Genomic DNA, 25,296 nt, shown 5'->3' on the forward strand with positions numbered 1-25,296 from the left:
GGCCGAGCGCCCGGAAGTGACCGCCGCCGCCGCCCGTCTGCAGGCCCAGGTGGTGGAGTGGCGACGCGACTTCCACCAGCACCCGGAGCTGTCCAACCGCGAAGAGCGGACCTCGGCCAAGGTCGCCGAGCGCCTGCGCGCGATGGGCCTGAAGCCGAAGACCGGCATTGCCCATCACGGCGTGGTGGCGATCATCAAGGGCGGCAAGCCCGGCCCGCGCATTGCGTTGCGCGCCGACATGGACGCGCTGCCGGTGACCGAACAGACCGGTCTGCCGTTCGCCAGCAAGGCCACCAGCACCTACCGCGGCGAGCAGGTCGGGGTGATGCACGCCTGCGGCCACGATGCCCACACCGCCACCCTGCTGGGTGTGGCCGACGCGCTGGTGAAGATGCGCGAGAACCTGCCGGGCGAGGTCATGCTGATCTTCCAGCCTGCCGAAGAGGGGGCGCCGCCGCCGGAAGAGGGCGGTGCCGCATTGATGCTGAAGGAAGGTGTGTTTGCCGACTTCAAGCCGGAAGCGGTGTTTGGCCTGCACGTGTTTTCCAGCGTCCAGGCCGGGCAGATCGCGGTGCGTGGCGGCCCGCTGATGGCCGCTTCGGACCGTTTCGGGATCAAGGTGATTGGCCGCCAGACCCACGGTTCGGCTCCGTGGAACGGGGTGGACCCGATTGTCGCCACCGCCGACCTGGTCGGCACCGCGCAGACCATCGTCAGCCGCCGCAGCAACATCTCCAAGCAGCCAGCGGTGGTGAGCTTCGGCGCGATCAAGGGTGGCATCCGCTACAACATCATTCCTGACGAAGTGGAGATGGTCGGCACCATCCGCACCTTTGACGAAGGCATGCGCCAGCAGATCTTCGCCGACCTGCGCAACGTGGCCGAGCACACCGCCGCCGCGCACGGGGCCAAAGCCGAGACCGAGATCTTCGAGGCCGAAGGCAACCCGGCCACGGTAAACGACCCGGCACTGACCGCCCGCATGCTGCCCAGCCTGCAGGCCGTCGTTGGCGAAGCCAATGTGTATGAGCCGCCGCTGCAGATGGGCGCGGAGGACTTCTCGCTGTTCGCCCAGCAGGTGCCCGGCATGTTCTTCTTCGTCGGTTCCACCAGCGAAGGCATTGATCCAGCCAAGGCCCCGGCCAACCATTCGCCGAAGTTCCTGCTGGATGAGAAGGCGCTGGATGTGGGCCTGCGGGCGCTGTTGCAGGTATCGCTGGATTATTTGAACGCGCCGAAAGCGGCCGGGTGATTCGGGCGCACGACCGTTGGTCGTGCGTCGGCGCAACGCGCCGCGCCCGCGTCATTGCCGGATTTCGCGCACCACCCGCGCAGGCTGCTCGATCCCCGGACTTGCCCGCCACGGGTTGATGTCCAACCCCCCGCGCCGGGTATACCGCGCCTCCACCTCCAGCCACTGCGGTCGGCAGCGCTGGCTCACCTCGCTGAAAATCCGTTCCACGCACTGCTCGTGGAACTCGGCGTGCTCGCGGTAGCTCACCAGATAGCGCAGCAGCCCTTCGCGGTCGATGCGCGGGCCGTGGTAGCGCACGCTCACGTGTGCCCAGTCCGGTTGGCCGGTGACCGGGCAGTTGGACTTGAGCAGGGCCGAAGACAGCGTCTCGGTGACCACGTGGCCGTCATTGGCCGTCAGCAGTTCCGGTGCGGGCGGGCCATAGCGGTCAATGGTCACCTCCAGCTCATCCAGTGACTCGCCCTCGGCGGATTCCACCAGCGGCGGCACCCCGAACACCACGTTGACCACCGCCCCGGCGCAGGCCGACAGGTCGCCGGCGATGCGCTGACGGGCGGCCTCGTCGTCGTCGAAGCAGGTGCTGTTGAGCGAGTTGAGGTACAGCTTGAACGACTTGGACTCGATCAGGTTCGGCGAAGTGCAGGGCACGCTGACAGTGGCCACCGCAACCCTGGGCTTGCCGCGCCGGTCCAGCCAGCTCAGCTCATAGGCCTGCCAGCGATCGTGGCCGACGAAAGGCAGGTGGGCGTCATCCACGCCGATCTCCTGGCGGGCGGCGCGGCGGGGAATGGGAAAGAGCAGGCCCGGATCGTACTGCGACGGGTAGGCGACCTCGCGACCGAGGCTGGAGTCCTGGGGGGTATTCATGGCCACATTTTACCGTGCGGCGGGGCAAGCCGGCCCCCTGTTCATAAACCGGCCGGATTCCTTCACGCCCACGCCATACCCCATTAACAACCCCTGTGACACCGTGCACCCCATGTCCCCACTTACGTAAGGGAGCTGCGGATGAGTACCGACAAGAAGGCCGATTTCTCCGGGGTGACCAGCAAGGTGGACACCACGGCAGAGAAGGTGGAAAAGGCGGATTTTTCCGGCGTGACCGCCTCGGTGGATACCACGGCCGAAAAGGTGGGGGGTGAAACCTACACCGTGCAGAAGGGCGACTCGCTGTCGAAGATCGCCAAGGCCACGCTGGGCGATGCCAACGCCTGGAAGAAGATTTTCGACGCCAATCAAGATGTTCTGGACGACCCGGACAAGATCTTCCCCGGGCAGGTCCTGAAACTGCCGCCGAAGACCTGAGCCGCCGGTCTGGCCCATCCATTCCCTGGGAGGAATTCCATGAAGAAGACGTCGATCAGTACTGCTGTACTTGCTGCCCTGCTGGCCACTGTGGTCGTGACGGGCTGCAAGAAGAAAGAAGAGTCGGTGGACACCACCGCACAACCGGCCGCCACCGCACCGGCACCGATGACTGAACCGGCCGCGCCGCAGCCAATGACCCAGGCTGCCGCCGTCAACGTTTCCGCCGTCACGGTGGGCAAAACGGCAGCGGCAGACAAGTCTGTCGCACCGACGGCACTGTTCGCGCCCAAGGACGTGATCATTGTTTCGATCCGCACCGACGGCACCGCGAACAACACCAACGTCGGTGCCAAGCTGACCTACCAGGACGGCCAGGTGGCCGGCGAACAGAGCCAGGCACTCAATACCACCGGTGCGGAAACGACCAACATCAGCTTCACGAATGCCAACGGCTGGCCGGCGGGCAAGTACCGCGCGGAAGTCACGGTAGATGGTAGAGCGGCCGGAACGCCGCAGGAGTTCGAGGTCAAGTAAGCCTACGCCGACTCTCTCCCGGTACGGGCTCACCATGGACGCAGCCGCGAGGCTGCGTCTTTTTTGTTCGTTTGGGGCCAGGGGTCGTTCGGCGGAGGCCCGTTGTCACATCTGGCCCGCTTCGCGCCCGCCGTCCCCCTCTAAAAACAGCGCCCACCTCACATTTGCGGCATCGATCGAAACGTGCCATTCGCGCCAGCACGCAACGCATTCGACACTTGTCCCCGGTGTCATGCGGCAATTGCGTCGCACCATCTGTACGACTGCCGGCACACCGCTGACCATGCCCGGAAAACATCACGTTTCCATCGCCGTGTGTTTCCTGCAGGGTAGTCCGCGGAGCGTAGAAACGTTTCTAACCTCCCGACCCCTTCCATTCCGGTCGGGGGCGAACACCTGAAGGAGGTTTGCCATGCAGACGCAACGGCGCGAATGCGACGAAACACAGCCACCCCTGCATCCGGGTCAGATTCTGGCCGAAGACTTCATGGGCCCGCACCGCATATCCGGTCGCGTGCTGGCCTGTGCCCTGCAGGTATCTCACAGCCGCATCTTCAACATCGTCTCGCATCGCAGCGCGATCACCGCGGACACCGCCCTGCGACTGGCGCGTTACTTCAATACGTCGCCGTGGTTCTGGATGAACCTGCAGATCCGCTTTGACCTGGAAGTCGCCGAGCAGCAGGTGCCGCATCCGGCCGTCAGCATCACCCCGTTGGAGCCGTCCGACGACGGAGCCGACGATCGCTGGGATGCCGGCGCATGGTGATGAGCGGTGGACGCCCGGGCCAATACCGCCGCGTATGGTCCGGCTTTGCTACGCGGGGCCTAAACCGCGACAATGCGGGGGTTTCCCCGCAGAGTATCCGTTCCCCATGTCGAACACGCCCAAGATTCTCTACACCCTCACCGACGAGGCCCCCTTCCTGGCGACTGCGTCGCTGCTGCCCATCGTTGAGGCCTATACCGCTACCGCCGGCATCGCGGTCGAGACCCGTGATATTTCGCTGTCGGGTCGTATCCTGGCGCTGTTCCCGGATTACCTGAAAGACGAGCAGAAGCAGGCTGATGACCTGGCCGAACTGGGCCAGCTGGCGACCACCCCGGACGCCAACATCATCAAGCTGCCCAACATCAGCGCTTCGGTGCCGCAGCTCAAGGCCGCCATCAAGGAACTGCAGGACCAGGGCTACGCCCTGCCCAACTACCCGGATGCGCCCACCGATGATGTCTCGCGCGACATCAAGGCCCGCTACGACAAGGTCAAGGGCAGCGCGGTGAACCCGGTGCTGCGCGAAGGCAACTCCGACCGCCGCGCCCCGCTGTCGGTGAAGAACTACGCCCGCAAGCACCCGCACCGCATGGGCAAGTGGTCGAAGGAATCCAAGTCACACGTCGCCCACATGGACGGCGGTGATTTCTATGGCAGCGAAAAGTCCGCCACCCTCGCCAACGCCGGCAACCTCAGCATCGAACTGGTCAAGGCCGACGGCAGCAGTGTGGTGCTCAAGGAAAAGACCGCGGTCAAGTCCGGTGAGATCGTCGACGCCGCGGTGATGAGCCGCAGCGCCCTGGCTGCCTTCGTGCAGGCCCAGATCGCCGATGCCAAGGCCAAGGGCGTGCTGTTCTCGCTGCACCTGAAGGCCACCATGATGAAGGTCTCCGACCCGATCATGTTCGGCGTGGTGGTGGAAGAGTTCTACAAGGACGTGCTGGCCAAGCATGCCGACGTGCTCAAGCAGGCCGGCTTTGATCCGAACAACGGCATCGGCGACCTGTACGCGCGCCTGCCGCAGCTGCCGGAAGCCACCCAGGAAGCGATCAAGGCCGACCTCGCCGCCGAGTACGGCAAGCGCCCGGGCCTGGCCATGGTCAACTCCGACAAGGGCATCACCAACCTGCACGTGCCCAGCGACGTCATCGTCGACGCCTCGATGCCGGCCATGATCCGCGACTCCGGCGGCATGTGGAATGCCGAAGGCAAGCTGCAGGACGCCAAGGCCGTCATTCCGGACCGCTGCTACGCCGGCGTGTACCAGGCAGTCATCGACGACTGCATCGCCCACGGCGCGTTCGACCCGGCCACCATGGGCTCGGTGCCGAACGTCGGCCTCATGGCGCAGAAGGCCGAAGAGTACGGCTCGCACGACAAGACCTTCCAGATTCCGGCCGACGGCACCGTGCGCGTTACCGACGACGCCGGCAGCGTGATCTTCGAACACGCCGTGCAGACCGGTGACATCTGGCGCATGTGCCAGACCAAGGACGCGCCGATCCAGGACTGGGTCAAGCTGGCCGTGAACCGCGCCCGCCTGAGCAGCACCCCGGCGGTGTTCTGGCTGGACGAAAAGCGCGCCCACGATGCCCAGGTGATCGCCAAGGTCAACACCTACCTGAAGGACCACGACACCGCCGGCCTGGACATCCGCATCCTGGCCCCGGTGGAAGCGACCACCTTCTCGCTGGAGCGCATCCGCAAGGGTGAGGACACCATCTCGGTGACCGGCAACGTGCTGCGCGACTACCTGACCGACCTGTTCCCGATCATGGAACTGGGCACCAGCGCCAAGATGCTTTCCATCGTGCCGCTGATGGCCGGCGGCGGCCTGTTCGAGACCGGTGCGGGTGGATCGGCTCCCAAGCACGTGCAGCAGTTCGTGGAAGAGGATTACCTGCGTTGGGACTCGCTGGGTGAATTCCTGGCCCTGGCCGCGTCACTGGAACACCTGGGCGAGCGCTACAACAACGCTGACGCTGCGGTGCTGGCCAAAACCCTGGACCAGGCCAACGGCCAGTTCCTGGACAACGACAAGTCGCCGTCGCGCAAGCTGGGGGGCATCGACAACCGGGGCAGCCACTTCTACATCGCGCTGTACTGGGCCCAGGCCCTGGCAGCGCAGGACGAAGATGCCAAGTTGAAGGAAAAGTTCGCCCCGCTGGCCAAGGCACTCACCGACAACGAGCAGGCGATCGTCGCCGAGCTGGCAGCGGTGCAGGGCAAGGCCGTGGACATTGGCGGCTACTACCGCCCGGACCTGGCCAAGGTGTCCAAGGCGATGCGCCCGAGCGCGACGTTCAATGCCGCACTGGACGCGCTGAAGGGCTGATCCAGGCTGCAGGGAGTGACCCTGAAGAACCCGCGCCCTGGCGCGGGTTCTTTTTTGGTGCCCGCCAGAAATGTGAACTGCGTCGGCCCGCTTCGGGAACGGACATCGCTGTCAGATTCGTAAAAGAGGCATGAAACTTGCCTGCCAGGAGGCTATCCAGAATCCGATTTTTGGCCAGATTTACCTGCAAAAAATGAGAATTCCATCACCTATGCCCTGGAAGGGGTTGGCATAGGCTAACCACGCTCTATTCCGCACGGAATGTGATCTTTCACAAGGCAGGGGAAGGCGGATGGCCAGGGTGCTGGTGGTGGGGTCGGACATGCAGGGGGAGCGCGCGCTGCTGCAGCGCCTGCGTTCGGCTGCCTCGTTGACGGCGGACGCCGTCAGGACCTGTCGCGACCTGGATGAGTGCGATCTGCTGGTGATCCGGGATACACCTGCGCTGCGCAACGCTGCACTGCGCATGGTCCGCGAGCGACCGCGCATCCAGTTCTGGGTCGAAGACCAGCAAGGCCAGCTGCGCGAGGGCGAGCCTTACAACGGGCCGGTCCTGGATGACGCGGCCATCGAGCACGCGCTGCGGCATATGATGGACAGCGCACCGGTTGCGAGCATCGACGAACCGTGCACTGCGCGCGGAGCCAAGGCCATCACCCGCGCCCTGCGCGAAAGCCTCAACACCCGCCAGGGGCACGCCGTGCTGGCGCTGGACGGTGCCGCGCAGGTGTTGATCGACTTCGTGCAGGACCAGATGGTGGTGCCGGTCGGGGTGGCCGCCGAGCACCTGGCGCAGGATCTCTCCGATGCTTTCGAATCGTTGACCCTGCACGGCATCTCCGCACGGCGCTACCAGGAACTGGCCGCTGAACGCACCCGCCAGCCGCTGCGCCCGCTGCTATGGCAGTGGGGCCAGCGACCGGACCATTGGCAGGACCTGGACGCCCGCCTGCTGCGCCACGCCCGGGTGAAGCTCCTGCGCTGGCCGGACTTCCGCGTGTTGGGCCGCCAGCACGACAGCTTCCGGCTGTGCTCGCTGCTGCTCAAGCGCGCGTGCAGCGTGGACGAGTGTGCATCGTTGCTGGACGTGTCCAGCGACGCCGTGCGCAGCTTCGTGCACCCGGCCTATCTGTGTGGCTACGCCGCCCTGGAAGCGGTGCCGCAGGATGCCGCGCCGGTGCGCGGCAACGTCCCTGCCGGCGGCGGCACCCTGCTGGCGCGGATGTGGCGCAGCGTGCGCCAGCGCACGGGGGCCTGAGCATGCGTGAGCACAAGATCGTGGTGCTGGGCACCATGGGCTGCGGCAAATCCACGCTGGTGCGTGCCATCGCCGCCGGGGCGGTGGTGGACACCGACGTGCCCAACAGCGACCGTCAAGGCGCGGACAAGGCGTCAACCACGGTGGCGATGGACTATGCCGACATCGACCTGCCCAACGGGGACCGACTGCGCCTGTACGGCACTCCAGGTCAGCAGCGCTTCGATTTTCTCTGGCCGATCCTGCTGCAGGGAGCCAGCGGCGTGGTCCTGCTGCTGGACGCCACCCGCGCCGCTGCGGTGGCCGAGCTGGACGCTTATCTGGCGGTGCTCAAGCAGCACGCCGCGCATGTGCCGGCCGTGGTCGGCATCACCCGCCTGGACCTGGCCCCCCGGTTCGACATCGAGGCCTGCAGCGCGCTGGCCGGCTGGGACGCGCGGATGCTGCCGGTAATGCCGGTGGACGCCCGCGACCGGGAACAGGGCCTGTGGCTGATGGACGTACTGATGAGCGAAATGGAAGCGGGCGAACTGGTGCTGGCGCATGGCTGACGGACACGATGCGCGGCGCATGGATCCGGCGTTGCGCGAGCGCCTGGCCCGGCATCTGAATCAGTTTGTCGACGAGATCGACGGCGTGCGCAGCGTGGTGCTGGCCACGGTGGACGGCTTTGCGTTGCTGCCCGCAGCCGGCACGCATGGCAACGGAGAGCGCCTGGCGGCGATGACCAGCGCGATGCTGGCGCTGGCCGCAGCGGTAGGGCGCGAACTGGCGCTCGGTGAGCTGGAAACGCTGATGCTGGAGGCAGGCGAGGGCAAGGTGCTGATGCTGGCGTTGCCGTGTACGCCAGCCCCACTGCTGCTGATGACCGCGTGCGATACCCGCTGCGTCGTTGGCAAGGTGCTGTGGAGCGCCAAATACTGCGGCCACAACATCATGGCCGAACTCAGCGGATCACGAGCCGATCCGCAGGAGTAACCGGGGGCTCGAAACAATCAAAAGGGGTGCAACGTGGCAGGATTGAACGAAACCTTGAGCGCGCTGATGACCATCGACGGCGCGCAGGCCGTGGCGCTGGTGGACTACGAAAGCGGCATGCTGCTGGGGGAAGCCGGTGCGGGCATGGACATGGAAGTGGCGGCGGCGGGGAACACCGAGGTCATCCGCGCCAAGATGAAGACCGCCAAGGCGCTCAATCTCAACGACACGATCGAGGACATGCTGATCACGCTCGGCAAGGCGTATCACATCATGCGTCCGGTCGCGAACAAGCAGGGCCTGTTCCTGTACCTGGTGCTGAACCGTGACAAGGCCAACCTGGCCCTGGCCCGCCGCAAGGTACAGGATGTGGAAGGCGCGCTGGTGCTCTGAATCATCCGCGGTCCCGATAGCGCCGGCCCTTGGCCTGCTCACGCAACGCCTGGGCCGGCCAACGGCCGGCGCTACCGGTGATTTTCCTGCGGCAATGGCTTAGGGTGAAATCCGGTCTTCCGGATCTACCTGCATGGGTGTCACCGACCTGCCGCTGTCCACGCTCCTGGCCACGCGCATCCGCGAAGGCTTCGAGGACTATCACGCGCGCTTCGCCGTGATCACCCGGCGTGCGAGGCAGCGCTTTGAATCCCGGGACTGGACCGCTGCCCGCCAGGACGCGGTGGAACGCATCCGCCTGTACGACCTGTGCATAGCCGAAACCGTCGATGCCCTGCGCCGCAGCGCCGGTGACGTCATCGGCGAACGTGGGCTGTGGCTGCAGGTCCGCAGCGCGTATGCGGCGATGATCGAGGCGCTGATCGACGCCGAGTTGTACAAGACGTTCTACAACACGCTGGCACGCCGATTGTTTGCCACCCAGGGTGTGGACTCCGCCGTGGAGTTCATGGCCATGGACGTGGTGCCTTCCGACGCCATCACCCATCCGGTGGCGCGGCATACCTATGCCGTAACGGCTACGCGGCCGGCCGAAGCACTGATGCGGGTGCTGGGCGACTACCAGTTCAAAGTTCCTTACGTGCACCAGTTGCGCTGCGCCGCCGCCATTGCCGTGCGCCTGCAGGACGACCTGCAGCATTGGGGGGACCACCCAGTGCGCAGCATCGAACTGCTGGACACCGTGTTCTATCGCGAGCGCCGCGCCTACCTGGTCGGGCGGGTGTTCGGCGAGCACCGTTTCTCGCCCTGTGTGATTGCACTGGTCAACGATGACAAGGGGCTGCGTGCAGATGCCGTGCTGACGCGTCGGCGCGACGTGGCGCATCTTTTTGGCGTTTCACGCAGCTACTTCCAGGCCGACCTGGCCACCGTGGGCGACGCGGTGGTGTTCCTGCGCAGCCTGTTGCCGGCCAAGCCCATTGATGAGATCTACACCGTGCTGGGGCGTGCCAAGCAGGGCAAGACCGAGCGTTATCGCACTTTCTTCCATCACTTCCAGACCCACCCCGCCGAACAGCTGGTGCATGCCGACGGCACGCCCGGCATGGTGATGGCGGTGTTCACCCTGCCCAGCTACCCGCTGGTGTTCAAGCTGATCCGCGACCGCTTCGCCTGGCCGAAGCGGATGACCCGGCACGACGTCGAAGAGAAGTACGCGCTGGTGTTCACGCTGGACCGTGTGGGCCGTCTGCTGGACGCGCAGCCCTACCGTCACCTGCGCTTCCCGCGCTCGCGGTTCTCCCCGGCATTGCGCGAGGAACTGCTCACGCAATGCGCCAGCAGCGTGCGCGAGGACGGCGATGATCTGGTGATCGATCTCTGCTACGTGCAACGCCGCTTCCGGCCACTCAACCTATACCTGCGCGAACAGACCGCGGAAGCACGACACGCGGCTGCACTGGATTACGCGCAGGCCATTACCGACATGGCGCGCAACAACATCTTCCCCGGCGACATGCTGCCGAAGAACTTTGGCGTATCGCGCCACGGGCGAGCGGTGTTCTACGACTACGACGAGCTGAGCCTGCTCACCGATTGCGTATTCCGGCCATGGCCGCAGCCCCGCAACGACGAGGAGGCGATAGCCGACGAGCCCTGGTTCCATGTCGGCCCGCACGATGTCTTTCCTGAGCGCTTCGCACCCTTCATGGGGCTGCCTTCCGCCGAGCTGACAGCGGTACGCGAACACTTCGGCCACCTGTTCGACCCGACGTGGTGGCAGGGCCTGCAGGCGGGATTTGCGGCTGGCATCTACCCGGACTCGCCGCCTTACGCGGGACAACATCGACTTGCCTGATGGCGCGGGCCTCATGCAGCCGAACCGGCATGCTCTGCCGGTCGTTGAGGCAGGTTTGTCAGCCTACGGGCGTGTCTTCCGGCGGATAGATCACGGTGCGGTTGCGGCCCTGTTCCTTGGCCATGTACAGCGCCTTGTCGGCCAGGCGCAGGGCCTGCTGCGGATCTTCATGATAGGTCGGGTAGTGGGCCACGCCCAGCGAGACCGTCACCGCGCCCACGTCATCGAAGGTCTCCGACGCAATCCGTGCGCGCAGGCGTTCGGCAATCAGCGCGCTGTTGGCCACGTCAATGCCCGGGAGCAGGATCAGGAATTCCTCGCCGCCATTGCGGCACAGCAGGTCGGTGTCGCGGGAGTCATCGCGCATGATCTGCGCGATACGCAGAATCACCGCGTCGCCCACCGGGTGGCCGAAGCGATCGTTGATTGATTTGAAGCGGTCGATGTCCAGCGCGATGATCCCGAACGGCTGGCCGCGTGCCTGCCAGTCTTCCAGTCCCTGCTGAAGCCCGCGACGATTCTGCAGGCCGGTCAGCGGGTCGGTCATGCTGGCCCGGTTGAGCTTGCCGATCCGGTCCTGCAGCAGGTTGAAGCTGTATAGAAGTGCTTGCTTGAGGTGCGCCGCTTCGTAGTACCACGCGCGCGTCGCGCCCACATGGCGGATGGCGATGCCGGTGTCGCGGTTCTGCACGTTGCGCGCCATCTGCCACAGCGGCAGCGAAATACGCCGTGCGAACCACCAGGTAAGCAGCAGCGAGACAATGCCCAGCGGAATCGCGTTCCAGATCACCGCCGACATCAAACGCGACAGCGGTGCCAGGGTGGCCTCAGCAGGGCGCTGGGCAACCACGCCCCAGCCCACAGCGGGAACGGGCGCGTAGCCCGCGAGCATCTGCACGCCGTGGCTGTTGCGCACTTCCTGCGCGCCCGACTGGCCCTTGCTGACGGCCTGCACCGCCGGGTTTTCCTTGGCGAACTGCCCGATCCGGTTCGGCTCGATGTGGTAGAGAATGCGCGCGTTGCGGTCCACGACATACAGGTAGGAACCGTCGCGGTAATAGTGCTTGCCCAGCAGGGTCTGCAGGATGCTGCGCTGGCGCAGATAGATGGTGCCGCTCACATAGCCCTGATACTGGCCCTGGCCATTGAAGATGGGCTGGGTGATGGCCACCAGCAGTCGCCCGGTAGCCGACTGGTACGGGTCACTGATGTACGGCTCGCGGCGTTTGAGTGCCTCGGTGTTGCCCGAGCTGTTGAGCACCACGCCCTGCAGCGCCAGGCTCTGGGGTGAGGTCGCCAGCACCGTACCTGCCCGGTCCACGATCAGCACCGAGTTGAAGTCGTTGGTCTGCTGCTGCAGTCGTGCGGCCTCGCGCTCCAGCTCCTGCACGCTGTGCGGACGGCTTCCCAGCACGGTCGCGGAATAGGACAGCTGCTGCTGCGCGGCGAGCATGAAATTCTGGGTGGTTTCGGCCAGCTTGCTGGCGTACACCCGGTTGGCTTCCAGCGTATTGCCGATCAGTTGTTCGCGCTGCACCCGGTAGCTGGCGTGCAGGGTATTGGCGAGCGCGACGATCGCACTGAGCAGGGCCAGCGCAAGAATGAGCTTGCCCAGGGTGAGGCGGGACGGCAACGGCGACATGGGGGTGCAGCCAAACGGCGGAGAACGACCGGATTATTGCGTATTCAGCAGTCAGGTGTGTAAAGCGACCTTCCGGCCAGCGCTACCGGTCCAGCCTTTGCCGGAGAACACGGCGCACCTTGCTGGCAGCTGTCGCATCCAGCGAGCCCAGCACGCCGTGCGCCGCAGCCGGAATATGCGCCGTGGTCTGCTCCCCCGCCTCGAACACGTAATGATCGAACATCGCCTGCCAATGCGCGCGCTGTGCCGGCGGCAGGTCACGCAGCGCCAGAATCGCCAGCATCAGCGCGTTCATCGGCGTGTCCATCCACCCGGGTACGGAGCGCCACCAGTAGTTCACCAGCACGTTGAAGTCGTCCAGCCCTTCCATGTGGTGCCACCACAGCGAGGGGATGAACACCGCGTCACCGGGGCCCAGTTCGGCGACCCGGGCCTGCGCCCAGGCGTCGGCAAACCGTGGATAGCGCTCCAGGTCGGGCGCGGCAAAGTCGACCAGGCTGACGGCCTGGCCGGCGGGAGTGAAGTCCAGTGGACCGATGTACAGGTTTGCGACCTGCTCTGGCGCGAACAGCGTCACCCGGCGACGACCCGCGGCCACGCAGGCCAGGTTGTCCGGGACGTCCTGGTGGGCGGCGATGCGTGAGCGATTGCCGATCCAGATGCTGCCCAGCGGGTCGTCCACCCCCAGCTCGAGCGGATTGCCCTGGCGGAAGCCGGGCAGGAAGCTGTCCAGCGTGGTCGAAGCCACATAGATGGTCGGCGGCGCGGCCTGGCCCTGGTACTTGAGCAGGGTGTCGAGCACCACCCGCAGCGGAATCTGCTCGCGGCGGAAATTGAACCCGCTCATGTCCGGGTTGTAGAAAATGCGGCCCTGCGCTTCCGGCGGCGCGGTGGTGGCCGTCACCGGCATGGTGCCGTGGTCGAAGTGCTTGAGATGCGCCACCGCCTCGGCCGGCGAGCGGCGGGCGGCCTGCACCAGCGGCCAATCCGCCACCAGCCCGCGGATCACCTTGGGCGTGGTCCAGGTGGGCAGCAACTCGCGCAGCTGCACAGGCGTGATGTCACGCACTTCGTCAATCGGGCCGGGCAGGGCGGTCATGGCGGGGTCACAGGGACAGGGACGTGCGCAGTGTACGGCCGTGGCGGTCGGGCCGCCCCGGGTGGGGCGGCCCGTGCGGTTCAGAACTTGTAGCGCACGCCGAACATGTAGCGCGGCCCCGTCTGGGTGGCATAGCGCAGCATGTTGGTGTGGCGCGAGTAGGTGCGCATGGTCTCGTCGGTGAGGTTGATCGCCTCCACGCTCAAGGTGAGGTTGTCGGTCGCGGCATAGCTGATGTTGAGGTCCAGCTGGCCGTAGTCATCGGTGTAGTTCGGATTCGGGCCCTGGCCACCGATGCCGTTGAGGAACTTGTCGCGCCAGTTGTAGGCCGCACGCACCTGCCAGCGGTTCTTGTCGTAGAACGCCACCACGTTGGCCGAATCGCTCAGCCCCACCATCGGGTACTGGTCGCCCAGGCTGTAGTTGTCGAACGTCAGACCCGACTTGACCTTGGTGTAGTTGGCAGCGACACCGAAGCCGGACTGGCCGAACAGGTGCTGCAGCGCGACTTCCCAGCCATCAAGATGGTCCGAGCGCTGGTTGGCCGGCAGGGTGATGTCGAAGCCGGCGACCGGGTCGCCCGGCTGGCCAACGATGGTGCCAGTGCGCTCCCCGGCCGAGTTGGTGCCGGTGGCGGTGACCCCAGGCTGGCCGTTGAAGTTGTCAAAGATGTAGTTGCGGATGCAGGCCCCGTCGGTGGCGGCACAGAGGCCAGAGGCCAGCGCGGCATTCCAGTAAGCACCGCCCACGGGCGTGTGCAGCTCGCCGGTGTTCTCGCGCACGATGGTGTCGCTGATGAAGTTCTTGATGTTCTTGCGGAAGAAGCCGACCGACGCGTAGCTGGACTCGCCGTAGTACCACTCCAGCGACAGGTCGAAGTTGTCCGAGATCAGCGGCTCCAGGCCCGGGTTGCCGCGCGAGCCGGTGCCGCCCTGGGTGCGCACGATGCCTGCCAGGGTCTGCCCGCTCTGGATCTTGCTCCAGCCCGGACGTCCCAGGCTGCGGCTGTAGCTGCCCCGCAGCACCAGGTTCTCAAGGATGTCCAGCTTCAGGTCCAGATTCGGCAGCACATAGTCGTACTTGCCCTTGCCACCGATGAAGGCGCGATCGTCGGCGTAGTCGATGTTCAGTTCGTTGGCCGAGTTCCAGGTGATGCTCTCAGGCACCCGCACCATCGCCGAGGATTCCACTTCAGTCTGCTCATAGCGCACGCCCGCCGCTACGCTGAACGGCATCGACCAGTCGAACGTGGTGCGGTACTGCAGGTACGCGCTTTTGGAGGTTTCGGTGGTGCGGATGTCGTCGGTGTACTCGGTCGGCGCGTAGTAGCAGGTCGGGCAAGCCGGGCTGCCCGCGCTGCCCACCTGGGCGGCGCGGTCGATCAGGCGACCAAAGTCGAACACCAGGAACTGACCGGTCAGGCGCGGATCGTCATGCCCGGAAAACGCGTCGAAGTACTTCGCCATATCGTCGGCGTACCAGATGCTGTCGTCATAGTCGGCGGGGGTGCCCACGCCACCCCAGGAGTCGCGCTGCATGATCGCCGAGGCCGAACGGTTCTTCACTTCAGCGTAGCCGACGCCAAAGTCCAGCGCCGAGTAGTCGGCAAAGCGGAACACACCGGAGCCCTGGTACTGCTGCACTTCCGACTTGTTGTAGCTGTTCTGGAACACCGAACCGGTGACCAGCGCGTCGGAGGCCTGCACGCCACCCGGCGGCAGCGCGATGTTGATGATCGGCAGATCGCCGCTGTAATCGACCGTGGTGGTGCCGCGCACGAACGCGGCCACGCCGAGCACGCCGGCAGAACCGTACTTGCTGTCCGGCTGCGACTCGGCGCTGGAGTTGTGGAAGTCGAAGGCGAGGTCGAGTGAATCGTTGACCTCCCAGTCCACGTTGAAGCCCAGCGAGTCCATGGTGTTCTTGGTCGCCAGCTGTGCGCCACCCATCGACACGTCCGAGTTGGTCATGTCCTCGCTGTAGATGATCGGCGCGGCAATCGGACCATTGGTCCAGGTGCTGTCGCCGGGGCCGTAGTTGAACCACACCGACAGTTCGCTGCGCTGCTGCTGCACCTTGTTTTCCACATAGGTGTAATCCAGCGTGGTGGTCACGTTGTCCAGCGGCTTCCACTGCAGGGTGGCCTGGCCGTTGGTGCGCTGGCGCTGCACGCCGTTGACGTTGTAGGCGGTGTTCTGCGGGCGGCCGTAGACATCGGTCGCGTCGGGGCGATTGGTGATGCGGTCGGCGTAGCCCGTTCCCGGTTGCGGCAGTGCACGCCCATCCGTACTGTCGCCACGGAAGGTGGCCCAGCCTTCGGCCACGGTGGCCTGGTTGAAGCCGGAATCACGCTCCTGGTAGCTGCCGCTGAGCATGACGCCGAATCGACCGTCAGCGTACTGCTGGCTGAAGATGCCCGACATTTCGCCGGTGAAGTCGTTGCCCTTCAGCGTGCGCGGCAGGTTGTCATTGGAGGTGTCGTTGACCGCCTTCAGGCCGACGCTGATCACCGGCTCGGCTTCCAGCGGGCGCAGGGTCCTGACGTTGATGGTCGCGCCGATGCCGCCGGTGGGATTGTCGGCACGCACGGTCTTGTAGACCTCCACCGCCGAGATCGATTCGGAGGCGATGTTGGCGAAGTCGAACGAACGTGAGCTGGACAAGCCTGCGCCGCCGTCGCCGAGGTTCGAGGCTGGCATCTGACGGCCGTTGAGCAGCACCAGGTTGAAGTCCGGGCCGATGCCGCGCACGGTCACCTTCGAGCCTTCACCGCTGGAGGTGCGGTCGATCGATACGCCGCTGATGCGCTGTAGCGATTCGGCCAGGTTGGTGTCCGGGAACTTGCCGATGTCCTCGGCGACGATGCCGTCGACCACGCCCTGGCTGTCGCGCTTGAGGTTCATCGACGATGCCAGGCTGGCGCGGATGCCGGTGACCTGCACCGCATCCAGCGTGGTCGGGTCGACGCTCTGCGACGAAGCCGCGGTGCTGTCGGTGGTCTGATCCTGCGCCCAGGCCGGGCCGGCCAGAACAGCCAACAGCGCGGAAGTGAGCATTGCCTTGCGGGGTACGGCCTTGTACGTCTTCATGGAAGCTCCCTCCCCAGGGAATTCGGTAGTGACGGTGCGACGGCGTTTGATCGGTTCAACAGCTCATGGGGGCGGATTGGGCCGGCCGCTGACAGCGTTGTCAACAAACTGCCATGTGCAACCGTTTTCGGCGCGTGCCTGCATTGCCTGCGATGCTGCAGGGCATCACCGCGTGATCGCACCGGAAACATGCGGCGCAGGGTGGATTTCCGCAGATTTCAGCCGGCTACATGCAGCCGGTTCAGTCGGGACCATACGTTGTGCAGTGCAGAACAAAACTGCGCAAACCGGTCCCTGATCAGTTTGACCGGTTGTCTGACAGCGCTGGACAACCTGACACGAAGCAGGTTCCATGTGTGGCCGCCGCGTGACCGGTTGCCATACCTGGCCTGACCGCGTTGCGCCTCTTTTTCCCTCCTGCAAGGACAGGCAATGGACACTTCAACCGTGGTGCGCGGGCAGCACGTGCAAGGCAACCGCGTGGCGCTGGCGGTGGTCACCGCCATCTTCTTCATGTGGGGCTTCATCACCTGCCTCAATGACATCCTCATCCCACATCTGAAGGCCGCGTTCTCGCTGACCTGGGTGCAGGCGATGCTGATCCAGTTCACCTTCTTCGGTGCCTACTTCCTGATGTCGCTGCCGGCGGGGCGGCTGGTTGCGGCGGTGGGCTACAAGCGCGGCATCGTCGCCGGGCTGGCGATCGCCGGCGTCGGCGCGCTGCTGTTCTGGCCAGCCGCGCATCTGCATGTATACGGGCTGTTCCTGGGCGCGCTGTTCGTGCTGGCGACCGGCATCACCGTACTGCAGGTAGCGGCCAACCCCTACGTGGCGCTGCTGGGGCCGGAGCAGACCAGCTCGAGCCGGCTGACCCTGGCGCAGTCCATGAACTCGCTGGGCACCACGTTGGCACCGCTGTTTGGTGGGCTGCTGATCCTGTCGGCGCAGCCCCGTAGCGCAGAGGAGCTGGCGGCGCTGCCGCAGGCCGAAGCACTGGCCTACCGGGTGGCCGAAGCACAGTCGGTCCAGCTGCCGTACTTTGGCTTGGCCATTACCCTGTTCGTGCTGGCGGTGGCGATCTGGATGTTCCGGTTGCCGGCGATTGCCGGGGTGGAAGACCAGCCGAGCCGGCCCGGTGGGCTGAAGGAAGCGCTGCGTCATCCGCACCTGCGCTACGGCGTGCTGGCGATCTTCTTCTACGTCGGTGCGGAAGTTTCCATCGGCAGCGTGCTGGTCAATTTCCTGTCCATGCCCGGCATTGGCGAGGGGATGACCGAACAGCAGGCCACCTTCTATGTGTCGCTGTACTGGGGCGGGGCACTGGTGGGTCGCCTGCTGGGCACGTGGTTGCTGGTCCAGGTAGAACCGCGCCGCCTGCTGGGCTGGTTCGCGATCATCGTGATGGGCATGCTGGCGGTGACCATGCTGGGCAGCGGCGGGTTGGCCAAGTGGAGCGTGGTCAGCATCGGTCTGTTCAACTCGATCATGTTCCCGACCATCTTCGCGCTCGCCATTGCCGGCCTGGGACCGCTCACCGGCCAGGGCTCCAGCCTGCTGGTGATGGCCATCGTGGGCGGTGCTGTGATTCCGCTGGCGATGGGCTGGCTGGCCGATCATTACGGCCTGCAGTGGTCGTTCCTGCTGCCGCTGCTGTGCTACGCCTACATCCTGCACTACGCCTGGCGCGGCGCACGCCGCAGCTGAAACATCAGCGACGTCGCGGGGCCTGGGTGGACTCGCGCACCAGCACCGCATGGTCCACCGTGACCATGCGCCCACCCGTGGCTGCGCGGATGCGCTCGATCAGCTGTTCGGTTGCGATCGTGCCCATGCTCGAAGTTGGCTGGCGCACGGTGGTCAGCGCCGGGAAGATGTGTCCGGCAATGGGCGTGTCGTCGAAGCCGCATACCGACAGATCGCGTGGAATGCGCAGGCCGCGCTGTCCGGCAACCCGATACACCGCCGCGGCCATGTCGTCGTTGGCCGCGAAGATCGCGGTAGGTGGCTCGGGTAGATCGAGCAAAGCGTTGGCGGCGGTGATGCCGGATTCGAACGAGAACTGCCCGTTCACCACCAGCGTGGGATCGTAGTCGATGCCGGCGGCGCGCAGCGCCTGGCGGTAACCGGCGTGGCGCCACTGGCACGCCCCGTGCGCGCGTGGACCCTTGATGTGCGCGATGCGGCGGTGACCCTGTGCCACCAGGTGCGCGATCAACTCCACCACCGCGGTGGTCTCATCCATGCGCACGCCGATGTGGCCCTCAGGGTCACGCGGGGCAATGCTGGAATAGGGAATTTCCTGTTCTTCCAGCCAGTCCAGCACTACCGCGTCATCGGTCAGTGGCGGAATCAGCACCACCCCGTCCGGGCGTGAGTTCTCGAACAGCGCGGACAGGTCGGGCAGGGTATGTCGGCCAATACCCACCGGGCCCAGGATCAGGTTGTAGTGGTGCGCATGACAGGCCTCAAGCATGCCATTCTGGATTTCCATCAGGTAGTTGCGCGAGGGGTTGTTGTATACAAGCGCCAGCGAGTACGAGCGCTGGCCGGCCAGGCTGCGCGCCGACAGATTGGGCTTGTAGCCCAGCCGGGTTACTGCCGCCATGACCCGCTCGCGGGTTTCCGCGCGGACATTCGGCTCATGGTTGAGCACGCGCGACACGGTCTTGATCGAAACGCCCGCGACGGCGGCAACATCCTCGATGCGACTGCGCATGATGCGTTGGATCTCCTGGAGGGTGCTGCCGATGGTAGAGCGCCAGTGACATCGGGAGCTTGCCGATGCAGGCGGGATGTTGCCACGTCAGCGGCGAGGAAGGTACTGCGGATTTCCTTGATGCGTTGCAACAGTCAAGGCGGTCCGGGGGCGTCCTGCGCAGGCGCAGCCCTTTATGCACGGTTCGTCGGTTACGCAGCAACACGTCTACGGTTGACACGGCTGCGGCCGACTTATATGACAGCGCTGTCAGGAAGGCCCGTCACGGGGAGCGTGCGGTGTCGGTTCCGTTCTCAACCCGGAGGTAATCGTCCGTGATCAGCGTCAACCGGTCTCTTCTCGCCGCCAGCCTGCTGCTGGCATTGTCCGTCAATGCCAATGCCGCACCGGCCAGCGGCGGTCAGCTGAAGGACTGGCCGCAGGTAAAAAGCGCGATCGCCCAGGACCCGGCCATCGAAAGCCGCGTGCAGGCTATTCTTTCGAAGATGACCCTGGCGCAGAAGATCGGGCAGATGACCCAGCCTGAGATCAAGACCATCACACCCGACCAGGTACGCCAGTACTACATCGGCTCGGTGCTCAACGGCGGCGGCTCCTGGCCCGGCATGAACAAGCACGCGTCAGTGGCGGACTGGCTGGAGCTGGCAGATGCCTACCGCGCCGCCTCGTTGAAGTCCGATGCGGCCACCCCGGTGCCGGTCATCTGGGGGACCGACGCGGTGCACGGTCACAACAACGTTTACGGGGCCACGCTGTTCCCGCACAACATCGGCCTGGGCGCGGCGCGTGACGCCGGACTCATCGAGCGCATTGGTCGTGCCACCGCGCAGTCCACCCGCGCAACCGGCATTGACTGGGTATTCGCACCCACCCTGGCGGTCGCCCACGATCCGCGTTGGGGCCGTACCTATGAAAGCTTCTCGTCCGACCCGGCACTGATCCGTGAGTACGCGCATGCCTACGTCAAGGGTGCTCAAGGGCGCTTCAACGACGACGGCAACGTGGTGACCACCGCCAAGCATTACATCGGCGACGGCGCGACCGACAACGGCCGTGACCAGGGCGAGGCACTGGTTGACCACGCCACCATGGTCAACGTGCACGGCCAGGGGTATTACGGTGCACTGGCCGAAGGCGCGCAGACCGTGATGGCCTCGTTCAACAGCTGGAACGACCGTGCCGGCGGCGTCAACTACGGCAAGATGCATGGCAGCAAAGAACTGCTGACCGATGCACTGAAGAACAAGATGGGCTTCGACGGTTTCGTCGTGTCCGACTGGAACGGCATCGCCCAGGTACCTGGCTGCCGCAACGACAGCTGCGCGCAGGCAATCAACGCCGGCATCGACATGGTGATGGTGCCGGATGACTGGAAGGCATTCATTGCCAACACCATGGCGCAGGTGGAGAAGGGCGAGATTCCGATGGCACGCATTGACGATGCGGTGACCCGGATCCTGCGGGTAAAGCTCCGTGCCGGCCTGTTCGAGCACAAACCGTCTGACAGCCGTTACGCGGGTGATGCCAATGCTGTGCAGCACCGCGAACTGGCCCGCGAAGCCGTGCGCGAATCGATGGTGCTGTTGAAGAACCAGGGCAACGCGCTGCCGCTGCGTCGTGACGCGCGTGTGCTGGTGGTGGGCAAGAGCGCTGACAGCCTGAGTGACCAGTCCGGCGGCTGGTCGCTGACCTGGCAGGGCACTGAAAACACCAACGCCGATTATCTCAACGCGGATTCGGTACTGGGCGCGCTGCGTGCCGAACTGGGTGCCGATCGGGTGACCTACAGTGCCGACGCCAGTGGCGTGGATGCCAAAGCCTTCGACGTGGTGCTCGCCGTGATTGGCGAAACGCCTTACGCCGAAACCAACGGCGACATCCTGCCCTCCGATACCGTCAGTCACAGTCGCGCGCAGCCGCAGGACCTGGCGGTGCTGAAGGCAGCCGCCGCCACCGGTAAGCCGGTCGTTACCGTGTACTTCTCCGGCCGGCCGATGTACACCAACGACCTGCTCAACCTGTCGCAGGCATTCGTGGCCGCGTGGCTGCCGGGCAGTGAAGGCAAGGGCATCACCGATGTGCTGCTGGTGGGTGCCGATGGCAAGCCGGCGCATGACTTCACCGGTACCCTCAGCTTCCCCTGGCCCGGCGTCCCATGCCCGGCTCCGATTGATCGCCCCGATCCCAAGCGCCCGGCGCTGTTCAGGCTCGGCTACGGCCTGCGCTATGCGTCGTCTGCATCGGTACCGCGCCTGCCCGAAGCCAATCCGGATCATTGTGGCGAAGTGACCACGATGCCGATCTTCAATCGCCTCGACAGCATGCCGTTCTCGCTGCACATCGCCGCGAACGGTGCCACCCAGCCGCTCGGCAATGACCTCAACGCCACCCTGCGCTGGCCGCAGGCGGCACCGGTCGCACAGGTGCGCACCGTGCAGATCAACACCCAGCAGGACGCACGCGAAGTGACCTGGCTCGCGCCCGCGCAGCTGATCGCCCGCAGTTCCTCGCGGCGCAACCTGAGCGCGCTCGCGCGCAGCAGCGGCGCGCTGCAGTTCGACGTAGTGGTGCAGAACAAACCGACCACGCCGGTCAAGGTCACCATGCAGTGCGGCACCGGCTGCGAGGGTGGGGTCGACATCACCTCGGTGCTGGCCGGACTGTCGCCGGGTCAGAAGCACACCGTCAGCATTCCGCTGGCCTGCTTCGCCAAGCAGGGCGTCGACCTCGGCGCGGTGGAGGCCCCATTCGTGGTGACCGGCGACAAGCCGCTGGTCGCCGCCTTCACCCAGGTGCAACTGGCGGCCAAGGCCACGGGCAACGTGAGCTGCCCATGACGTAGAGCCGGGCTTGCCCGGCTGAAGCGCGCGTAATCCATCACATCGCCGGGCAACGCCCGGCGATCTTCGTTTCTACTGAAACGCGGTTGCCCACGCGGCCTGGATCTCCAGGCTAGCGGCCGCCCGATTCCGCTCCCTGGCATCGAGAAAGGGAGCCGTGGTCATGCGGCGCTCAACGACATCCGGCTTGATGATGCCTGCGCGGATACCCTGGCGAACCCAGTGCTGGTCGCGGCGTTCGTTACGCGCCAGCTTCGCTACCGCACAGTCATGGGGGTCAAGGTAAAAGCCCGATGACGCCTTCAGGATGTGCCACCCGATGCAGGCGTTCTTCCCAGCCGTCGGGAAGCGCTGCCAGGAAGAGGCTGACTGCATCGGCGTACAGGCCCTTTCTGCTCGGCGAACTCGGGCTCTGGGCCTGGCTGACGCGCGATCTCTCCGGCGCGGCCGGGGTCCAGTCTTGGATAGAAGTCGACGTCGATGGACATCAGCATCTCATCCGGTGCAGGTATCTCGGAGGCCAATACCTACAGGCTTCCAATGATGACGAATTCCTTGTGATTGCTCAGCTTGCTGGCTTCGACCAGCAACTCTCCGACGCGATCAATGTCGGCAGGGGTCTCAGGCGTTGGCTTCGCCATGTTGCAGTTCCTTGCGATACCTGGGTTCCTTGTAGACGAAGCCGAACGGAGAGTTCTGAACCAACGCGTTGGCGTTGTGACCGCGCAGCATTTCCGGAATGCTGTTGGCTGGGTCCAGCAGGATCCGGCGCCAGGCGCGGACGTAGTAGGGGCTGGCGATTCCGCCCGATTCCCACACTTTCACATTGCGCAGTGCCCGATTGATCAATCGGGTGGTTCTGGCGTCGTCGAACCTGGCTAGATCAGCCGCAATTGCGTGATGCACTTTGCGAAGCGCGGCATAGCGGGCCTTGGCCTCCTTGAGCGCCGCTTGCCGTGCGGCAATGCGATCAGCCGCGGGGGCGGCTGAGCTGGGCACAGTCGGCAGGAGCTTGGAATTCGCCATCCCCCGCAGAATAAGGCCTGACGCTCCTTGGTCAAGGTTGCTGGCTGACGTAGAGCCGGGCTTGCCCGGCTGAAGCGCCCGTTATCCATCACATCGCCGGGCGACGCGCGGCGATGTCGTTTTAGGACCATCTTCAAGGGATACCCGGCACCCGCCCGGTATCGTGCCCGTCAATCGCGCGCGAGAAGGTCGGCTATGACAGGGGTGCATGTACTGGGCGGGGTGTCGCTGGTGATCGTGGTGGCAGCGTCGTCGGCGGTGAGGACGGGTTTAAGCGCGCATGTGGACGAGCGCCAGGCGACAGCGGCGGTCGCGGCAGGCGACGACGAGGTCGGTGCCCGGATACAGATGCCTGCGCGGGACGAGGGTGTGGTGCCTGCAGCGTTTGGACCGTTGCGGGATCGCATGCGGCCGTGATGGATTCGAATTCCGGGTAAAGCCGATTTCGTTCCGAGGTCATGCGTTACCGGGCGTGGGCGGTTTCACGGCCGTCGTCTGTCGACCGACGCTACCGGGCCGACGTGCTTTTGATTTTCGATGGCCACCGATGGAGTGTCGGCAATCACCCCGTCTGCGCGGATAACAAAAGGCCCCGCCGAAGCGGGGCCTTTTGCGATAACAACGAAGCAGCCGATCAGCGCTTCATCGAGCCGAAGAACTCGTCGTTGGACTTGGTGTTCTTCATCTTGTCCAGCAGGAATTCCATCGCCGCGATTTCGTCCATCGGGTGCAGCAGCTTGCGCAGGATCCAGATCTTCTGCAGCAGCTCCGGCTCGATCAGCAGGTCTTCGCGACGCGTGCCCGAACGGTTGATGTCGATTGCCGGGTAGACGCGCTTCTCGGTGATGCGACGGTTCAGGTGCACTTCGCTGTTGCCGGTGCCCTTGAATTCTTCGTAGATCACTTCGTCCATCTTGCTGCCGGTGTCCACCAGCGCCGTGGCGATGATGGTCAGGCTGCCGCCTTCTTCCACGTTACGTGCCGCACCGAAGAAGCGCTTCGGACGGTGCAGCGCGTTGGCGTCCACACCACCGGTCAGCACCTTGCCGGAGCTCGGCACCACGTTGTTGTAGGCGCGCGCCAGACGGGTGATCGAGTCGAGCAGGATCACCACGTCCTTCTTGTGTTCCACCAGGCGCTTGGCGCGCTCGATGACCATTTCGGCCACCTGCACGTGGCGCGCGGCCGGTTCGTCGAACGTCGAGCTGATCACTTCGCCGCGCACCGTGCGCTGCATTTCGGTCACTTCTTCCGGACGCTCGTCGATCAGCAGCACGATCATGTGCACTTCCGGATGATTGGTCGTGATCGCCGTGGCGATCTGCTGCATCATCATCGTCTTACCGGCCTTCGGCGGCGACACGATCAGCGCACGCTGGCCCTTGCCCTGCGGGGCCATCAGGTCGAGGATGCGGCCGGTGATGTCTTCCGACGAGCCGTTGCCCCGTTCCAGGGTGAAGCGCTTGCGCGGGAACAGCGGGGTCAGGTTTTCGAACAGCACCTTGTTCTTCGACGCTTCCAGCGGCTCACCGTTGATGGTGTCCACGATCGACAGCGCGAAGTAGCGTTCGCCGTCCTTCGGGAAGCGGATGCGGCCGGAGAGGTGGTCGCCGGTGCGCAGGTTGAAGCGACGGATCTGGCTCGGCGAGATGTAGGTGTCGTCCGGGCCGGCCAGGTAGCTGGCCTCGGCCGCACGCAGGAAGCCGAAGCCGTCCGGCAGGATTTCCAGCACGCCGTCGGCGGCGACGCCGTCACCGTGGCGGGTCAGCACCTTCAGCAGCGCGAAGATCACGTCCTGCTTGCGGGCGCGGGCGACGCCTTCGGAGATCTGCAGCTGCTCGGCAATTTCCAGCAGCTTCTGCGCCGGCATGCGCTTGAGGTCGCTCAGCGAGTAGACCGGGAAGCCCTCGGGCACCTGCGGCTGCTGGCGCGGCACGAAGTTCTGCTGCTCGCCGTTGTCCTGCGGCATGCCGTCGTCGCGGAAACGGTCGTTGCGGTTGCGGTCGCGGTCGCGGCGGTTGCGGAAGCGGTCACGGCGGTTGCCCTGGCCCTGTCCCTGCTGGTACGGGTTCTGGTTCTGCCCGCCCTGTGCGTTCTGATTCTGGTTCTGGTGACGCTGCTGGCCACCTTCGCCGCCGTCCTGGCCGCCGCTCGGGGCCTGGGAGCCTTCGCCCGATGCGCTGGCCGCAGGCG

Annotated in this window: 21 protein-coding genes; 13 read left to right on the forward strand and 8 right to left on the reverse strand. The window is 65.3% G+C overall.

Annotated features, from left to right (window positions below):
* A partial coding sequence (locus tag EGJ34_RS11945; protein WP_125360698.1) for a M20 family metallopeptidase occupies positions 1-1,252 on the forward strand: 1,252 nt, incomplete at its 5' end.
* 51 nt (positions 1,253-1,303) lie between these two features.
* Here the strand turns inward: EGJ34_RS11945 and queF are convergent.
* Complete coding sequence (gene queF, locus EGJ34_RS11950) at positions 1,304-2,122, reverse strand: NADPH-dependent 7-cyano-7-deazaguanine reductase QueF (protein WP_125360699.1); 819 nt, start codon at positions 2,120-2,122, stop codon at positions 1,304-1,306.
* Between the two features lie 141 nt (positions 2,123-2,263).
* Between queF and EGJ34_RS11955 the strand changes: the two genes are divergently transcribed.
* The 9 genes from EGJ34_RS11955 to aceK all read left to right on the forward strand — a co-directional run bounded on the left by EGJ34_RS11955 (position 2,264) and on the right by aceK (position 10,691).
* A complete protein-coding gene (locus EGJ34_RS11955; RefSeq protein ID WP_125360700.1) occupies positions 2,264-2,560 on the forward strand; it encodes a LysM peptidoglycan-binding domain-containing protein in 297 nt (98 codons plus the stop codon).
* Between the two features lie 39 nt (positions 2,561-2,599).
* Positions 2,600-3,097: a hypothetical protein gene (locus EGJ34_RS11960; RefSeq protein WP_125360701.1), complete on the forward strand. Its 498-nt coding sequence runs from the start codon at positions 2,600-2,602 to the stop codon at positions 3,095-3,097.
* Between the two features lie 412 nt (positions 3,098-3,509).
* Entirely contained in the window at positions 3,510-3,866 is a 357-nt protein-coding gene (locus EGJ34_RS11965) for a HigA family addiction module antitoxin (RefSeq protein WP_125360702.1), read from the forward strand.
* Between the two features lie 106 nt (positions 3,867-3,972).
* Complete coding sequence (locus EGJ34_RS11970; RefSeq protein WP_125360703.1) at positions 3,973-6,204, forward strand: NADP-dependent isocitrate dehydrogenase; 2,232 nt, start codon at positions 3,973-3,975, stop codon at positions 6,202-6,204.
* Between the two features lie 292 nt (positions 6,205-6,496).
* The gene (locus EGJ34_RS11975) at positions 6,497-7,462 is read left to right on the forward strand and encodes a hypothetical protein (protein ID WP_125360704.1); all 966 of its coding nucleotides are present in this window, start codon (positions 6,497-6,499) and stop codon (positions 7,460-7,462) included.
* A 2-nt stretch (positions 7,463-7,464) separates the two neighbouring features.
* Positions 7,465-8,013, forward strand: a complete 549-nt coding sequence (locus EGJ34_RS11980) for an ATP/GTP-binding protein (RefSeq protein ID WP_125360705.1) — start codon at positions 7,465-7,467, stop codon at positions 8,011-8,013.
* A 19-nt stretch (positions 8,014-8,032) separates the two neighbouring features.
* On the forward strand, positions 8,033-8,440 hold the full coding sequence (locus EGJ34_RS11985; RefSeq protein ID WP_260476977.1) for a roadblock/LC7 domain-containing protein: 408 nt from the start codon (positions 8,033-8,035) through the stop codon (positions 8,438-8,440).
* Between the two features lie 66 nt (positions 8,441-8,506).
* Positions 8,507-8,833, forward strand: coding sequence for a hypothetical protein (locus EGJ34_RS11990; RefSeq protein WP_221740414.1), 327 nt, complete (start codon positions 8,507-8,509; stop codon positions 8,831-8,833).
* Between the two features lie 133 nt (positions 8,834-8,966).
* Positions 8,967-10,691, forward strand: a complete 1,725-nt coding sequence (gene aceK / locus EGJ34_RS11995) for a bifunctional isocitrate dehydrogenase kinase/phosphatase (protein WP_125360708.1) — start codon at positions 8,967-8,969, stop codon at positions 10,689-10,691.
* Positions 10,692-10,749: 58 nt separating this feature from the next.
* Here the strand turns inward: aceK and EGJ34_RS12000 are convergent, their stop codons facing one another.
* The 3 genes from EGJ34_RS12000 to EGJ34_RS12010 all read right to left on the reverse strand — a co-directional run bounded on the left by EGJ34_RS12000 (position 10,750) and on the right by EGJ34_RS12010 (position 16,521).
* Entirely contained in the window at positions 10,750-12,333 is a 1,584-nt protein-coding gene (locus EGJ34_RS12000; protein WP_125360709.1) for a sensor domain-containing diguanylate cyclase, read from the reverse strand.
* A gap of 82 nt (positions 12,334-12,415) precedes the next feature.
* Positions 12,416-13,432, reverse strand: a complete 1,017-nt coding sequence (locus EGJ34_RS12005) for a cupin-like domain-containing protein (protein WP_125360710.1) — start codon at positions 13,430-13,432, stop codon at positions 12,416-12,418.
* Between the two features lie 80 nt (positions 13,433-13,512).
* On the reverse strand, positions 13,513-16,521 hold the full coding sequence (locus tag EGJ34_RS12010; protein WP_125360711.1) for a TonB-dependent receptor: 3,009 nt from the start codon (positions 16,519-16,521) through the stop codon (positions 13,513-13,515).
* A gap of 432 nt (positions 16,522-16,953) precedes the next feature.
* Here EGJ34_RS12010 and EGJ34_RS12015 point away from each other — a divergent pair, with 432 nt between their 5' ends.
* A complete protein-coding gene (locus tag EGJ34_RS12015) occupies positions 16,954-18,225 on the forward strand; it encodes a sugar MFS transporter (RefSeq protein WP_185750155.1) in 1,272 nt (423 codons plus the stop codon).
* A 4-nt stretch (positions 18,226-18,229) separates the two neighbouring features.
* Here the strand turns inward: EGJ34_RS12015 and EGJ34_RS12020 are convergent, their stop codons facing one another.
* Positions 18,230-19,237 (reverse strand): LacI family DNA-binding transcriptional regulator, encoded by a 1,008-nt coding sequence (locus tag EGJ34_RS12020; RefSeq protein WP_125360712.1) that lies wholly within the window; start codon positions 19,235-19,237, stop codon positions 18,230-18,232.
* 314 nt (positions 19,238-19,551) lie between these two features.
* Between EGJ34_RS12020 and EGJ34_RS12025 the strand changes: the two genes are divergently transcribed.
* Positions 19,552-22,074 (forward strand): exo 1,3/1,4-beta-D-glucan glucohydrolase, encoded by a 2,523-nt coding sequence (locus EGJ34_RS12025; RefSeq protein ID WP_125360713.1) that lies wholly within the window; start codon positions 19,552-19,554, stop codon positions 22,072-22,074.
* A gap of 75 nt (positions 22,075-22,149) precedes the next feature.
* On the opposite strand, the gene EGJ34_RS12030 is transcribed toward EGJ34_RS12025, so the two are convergent.
* Together EGJ34_RS12030 and EGJ34_RS12035 are read right to left on the reverse strand one after the other, a co-directional pair.
* Complete coding sequence (locus tag EGJ34_RS12030) at positions 22,150-22,452, reverse strand: DUF6036 family nucleotidyltransferase (RefSeq protein WP_125360714.1); 303 nt, start codon at positions 22,450-22,452, stop codon at positions 22,150-22,152.
* Positions 22,453-22,698: 246 nt separating this feature from the next.
* Positions 22,699-23,103, reverse strand: coding sequence for a hypothetical protein (locus EGJ34_RS12035; protein WP_125360715.1), 405 nt, complete (start codon positions 23,101-23,103; stop codon positions 22,699-22,701).
* 195 nt (positions 23,104-23,298) lie between these two features.
* On the opposite strand from EGJ34_RS12035, the gene EGJ34_RS12040 reads away from it, so the two are divergent.
* The gene (locus EGJ34_RS12040) at positions 23,299-23,520 is read left to right on the forward strand and encodes a hypothetical protein (RefSeq protein WP_125360716.1); all 222 of its coding nucleotides are present in this window, start codon (positions 23,299-23,301) and stop codon (positions 23,518-23,520) included.
* 217 nt (positions 23,521-23,737) lie between these two features.
* On the opposite strand, the gene rho is transcribed toward EGJ34_RS12040, so the two are convergent.
* The coding region (gene rho / locus EGJ34_RS12045) for a transcription termination factor Rho (protein ID WP_125360717.1) at positions 23,738-25,296 on the reverse strand (1,559 nt) is incomplete at its 5' end.

The organism is Stenotrophomonas sp. 278 (assembly GCF_003935715.1).
Taxonomy (GTDB): Bacteria; Pseudomonadota; Gammaproteobacteria; order Xanthomonadales; family Xanthomonadaceae; genus Stenotrophomonas; species Stenotrophomonas maltophilia_AH.